Origin of the sequence: Streptomyces sp. (assembly GCF_050698815.1) — a bacterium.
Classification (GTDB): domain Bacteria; phylum Actinomycetota; class Actinomycetes; order Streptomycetales; family Streptomycetaceae; genus Streptomyces.
In genome coordinates this window covers 1-3,383 of the sequence record NZ_JBOHCV010000728.1, presented here as the reverse complement: position 1 = coordinate 3,383, position 3,383 = coordinate 1, and the positions used below count along the sequence as shown (strand labels likewise).

The 3,383-nt window shown below is 73.2% G+C and carries 3 protein-coding genes; 2 read left to right on the top strand and 1 reads right to left on the bottom strand.

Translation table 11 applies throughout. From position 1 onward, the window contains the following. Nucleotides 1-141: 141 nt before the first annotated feature. Nucleotides 142-1,251, bottom strand: coding sequence for a carbohydrate kinase family protein (locus ACRDP3_RS25880; protein ID WP_431519420.1), 1,110 nt, complete (start codon nt 1,249-1,251; stop codon nt 142-144). 164 nt (nt 1,252-1,415) lie between these two features. Between ACRDP3_RS25880 and ACRDP3_RS25875 the strand changes: the two genes are divergently transcribed. Both ACRDP3_RS25875 and ACRDP3_RS25870 read left to right on the top strand, forming a co-directional pair. Then, the gene (locus ACRDP3_RS25875) at nt 1,416-2,189 is read left to right on the top strand and encodes a DeoR/GlpR family DNA-binding transcription regulator (RefSeq protein ID WP_431519419.1); all 774 of its coding nucleotides are present in this window, start codon (nt 1,416-1,418) and stop codon (nt 2,187-2,189) included. Next, nucleotides 2,186-3,383 (top strand): 6-phospho-beta-glucosidase (locus ACRDP3_RS25870; RefSeq protein ID WP_431519418.1); only part of this gene is annotated, 1,198 nt, incomplete at its 3' end. The genes ACRDP3_RS25875 and ACRDP3_RS25870, both read left to right, overlap by 4 nt.

Here is a 3,383-nt window from a genome sequence, read left to right as displayed (position 1 = left end):
GTCGGTGCCGGGCACGCAGGCGGCGAGCAGGACGGTGCCGAGTGCCAGCCCGAGAGCCGCACGGCGGCGCGAGACATCGCGGCGGCTCGGGCCGCTCCGGCGGAGAGTGCGCATGGAGGTCTCCTCTGGGCGCCGCAGCGGTCAGGACGCGCGGAATCCGATGGTCGGGGTGGCCCGGCGCAGCGCCGAGTCGCGGTTGGCGGCGGGCAGCAGGTCGGACAGGAAGCGGTAGCGCCGCATCACGTCCTCGCCCTGGCCTCCGCAGCGGGTGGCGTACTGCCACCAGGCGGCGATCTCGGGCCAGCCGGGCGCGGAGAGCGAGCCGCCGAAGTGCTGCACGGACAGGGCGGCGGTGAGGTTGGCGAAGGCGAGGCGGTCCGCGAGGGGCCAGCCGGCGAGCGTCCCGCTGACGAAACCGGCCACGAAGACGTCACCGGCTCCCGTCGGGTCCAGCGCTTCGACGGGCAGCGCGGGCACGTCCGCGCTCTCGCCGGTCAGCGAGTCGACGGCGACCGCCCCGCCCGCGCCCTTGGTGACCACGGCGATCGGCACGAGTTCGGCCAGCGCCCTCACCGCCTCGGCGGGGCTGTCGGTGCGGGTGTAGTGCTGGGCCTCGACGGCGTTGGGCAGGAAGGCGTGGCAGTAGGCGAGGTCCGCGAGGGTGTCGGGATCCCAGGCGCCCGTCTCGTCCCAGCCCACGTCGGCGAAGATCTTGCTGCCCTCGTCGTACGCCTCGCGCACCCAGTTCTCCATCCGCCCCGGCGAGAGCGAGGTGAAGCAGGCGCGGGAGCGGGGCCGTTGGGCGACGCTCACGCAGGGGGCCGGAGCCTCGTGGCCGTGCGAGACCATCGTCCGTTCGTCCTCGTACGCCATCGAGACGGTGACCGGCGAGTGCCAGCCGGGCGCGCGGTGGGAGGGGGTGAGGTCGATGCCCTCGTTGTCGGCCAGGGACTCCCAGCAGTAGTCGCCGTAGACGTCGTCGCCGAAGGCGGCGGCCAGCGAGGTGCGCAGGCCGAGCCGCCGCAGGGCGGTGGCCATGTTGGCCACCCCGCCGGGACTGGACCCCATGCCGCGCGCCCAGGACTCGGTGCCGCGGACGGGCGCGTGATCGAGCCCGGTGAGGATGATGTCGAGGAAGACGGTGCCGGTCAGGAAGACGTCCTGCTCCGGGCCGCCGTCGTCGCGCAGCGCTGCCAGCGGGTCCAGTGCCGCTGACGTCGGCGCCGGCTGCGCGCTCCCGGTCGTGCTCACTTCTCTTCCGCCCCTTCTCCGACTCACCCGACATCGCCGGTTCACCGCGAGGCTGTCTGAAAACCCACCGTCGCCGTGAGCGATACCTTGCACGTCGAGACGGAGAAGTGCAAGACCTCGGTCACACTCGCGCAAAGCCGCTCAGTCGCGCTACATTGCCGGGCATGTTGCGCGAAAGCCGCCACGAACAGCTGCTGCGGGTCCTCCGCGAGGAGGGCGTGCTGCCGGTCGGCCGGATCGCCGAGCGGCTGCGGGTCAGTGAGGCCACGGCGCGCCGCGACCTCGACGACCTCGGCAAAGCAGGCAGGCTGACCCGCGTCTACGGCGGCGCCGTGGCCCGTGAACCGGCCGAACGGCCCTTCGCCGACGAGGAGGTGGACGACCTCGCGGGCAAGGACGCGATCGCCCGCCGCGCCGCCCGCACGGTCGAGGACGGGGAGATGGTGCTGCTCGACATCGGCACCACGACGCTGCAGCTCGCACGGCAGTTGCACGGACGGCAGATCACCGTGGTGACCAGCAATCTCGCGGTCTACGAGGAGCTGCGCGACGACGCGGAAGTCACCCTCGTGCTGCTGGGCGGCCAGGTGCGCCGCAACTACCGCTCGCTGGTGGGCTTCCTGACCGAGTCGAGTCTCGGGCAACTCCGCGTCGACCGGCTGTTCCTGGGCACCAGCGGCGTGCTGCCGGACGGCCGGGTGCTGGACACCACCGACATCGAAGTGCCGGTCAAGAAGGCGATGTTGGCCTCGGCCCGCCAAGTCGTGCTGCTCGCCACCGCGCGGAAATTCCCCGGCACGGGGACGGCCCGTATCTGCGGGCCGCAGGACATCGACGTACTGATCACCGACCAGGCATCCGACCCCGGCACCCTCGCCACCTTCGGCGAGGCCGGGGTGGAGGTGGCCGTGGCGGCGGGAGAGGCAGGAGAGGCATGAGGCTGACCGTGCTGGGCGGTGGCGGGTTCCGGGTGCCGCTGGTGTACCGGGCGCTGCTCGAGGACACCGGCGACGTCGCGGGCCGCATCACCGAACTCGTCCTCCATGACACCGACCGCGGCAGGCTGGACGCCATCACCTCGGTCCTCGCCCACCAGGCCGGACAGCAGGGCCGGCCCGCGCCCGCGGTCCGTGCCACCACCGACCTGGACGACGCACTGCGCGGCGCCGACTTCGTCTTCTCCGCGATCCGCGTCGGCGGTCTGGCGGGCCGCACCCGTGACGAGCGCGTCCCGCTCGCCGAGGGCGTACTGGGCCAGGAGACGGTGGGCGCGGGCGGGGTGCTCTACGGACTGCGTACGCTCCCGGTCGCCGTCCGCATCGCCGAACGGGTCGCCGCTCTCGCCCCCGACGCCTGGGTCATCAACTTCACCAACCCGGCGGGCATGGTCACCGAGGCGATGAGCCGCGTCTTCCGCGAACACGGGCTGGGCGACCGCGTGATCGGGATCTGCGACTCCCCCGTCGGACTGTGCCGGCGCGCCGCCCGCGCCCTCGGCACGGACCCCGACCGCGCCGACTACGACTACGTGGGCCTCAACCACCTGGGCTGGCTGCGCCGGGTCGTGGTCGACGGCCGGGACCGGCTGCCCGAACTGCTGGGCGACGGCGCCCGGCTGGAGTCCTTCGAGGAGGGCAAGCTCTTCGGCGCCGACTGGCTGCGGACGCTGGGCGCGCTGCCCAACGAGTACCTGCACTACTACTACTTCAACCGGGAGGCGGTGGACTCCCTCCAGCGGGCGGACGCCACCCGCGGCGAGTTCCTGCACGAGCAGCAGTCCCGGTTCTACGAGGAGCTGCGACCTGGCGACCCCTCGGCGGCGTACGCGGCCTGGGACCGTACCCGCCGGGAGCGCGAGGAGACCTACATGGCCGAGAGCCGGGAGGCCACCGGCGGCTGGCAGCGCGACAGCTGCGACCTGGACGGCGGCGGCTACGACCGGGTCGCCCTGGCCCTGATGCGGGCCATCTCCCGCAACGAACGCACGACCCTGATCCTCAACGTGCCCAACCGCACCGCCGTGCCGGGCCTGGACGCGGATGCCGTGGTGGAGGTGCCCTGCCTGGTCGACGCCGGCGGCGCCCGGCCCCTGTCGGCCGGCGCCGTCGCCCCGGACCAGCTGGGCCTGATGC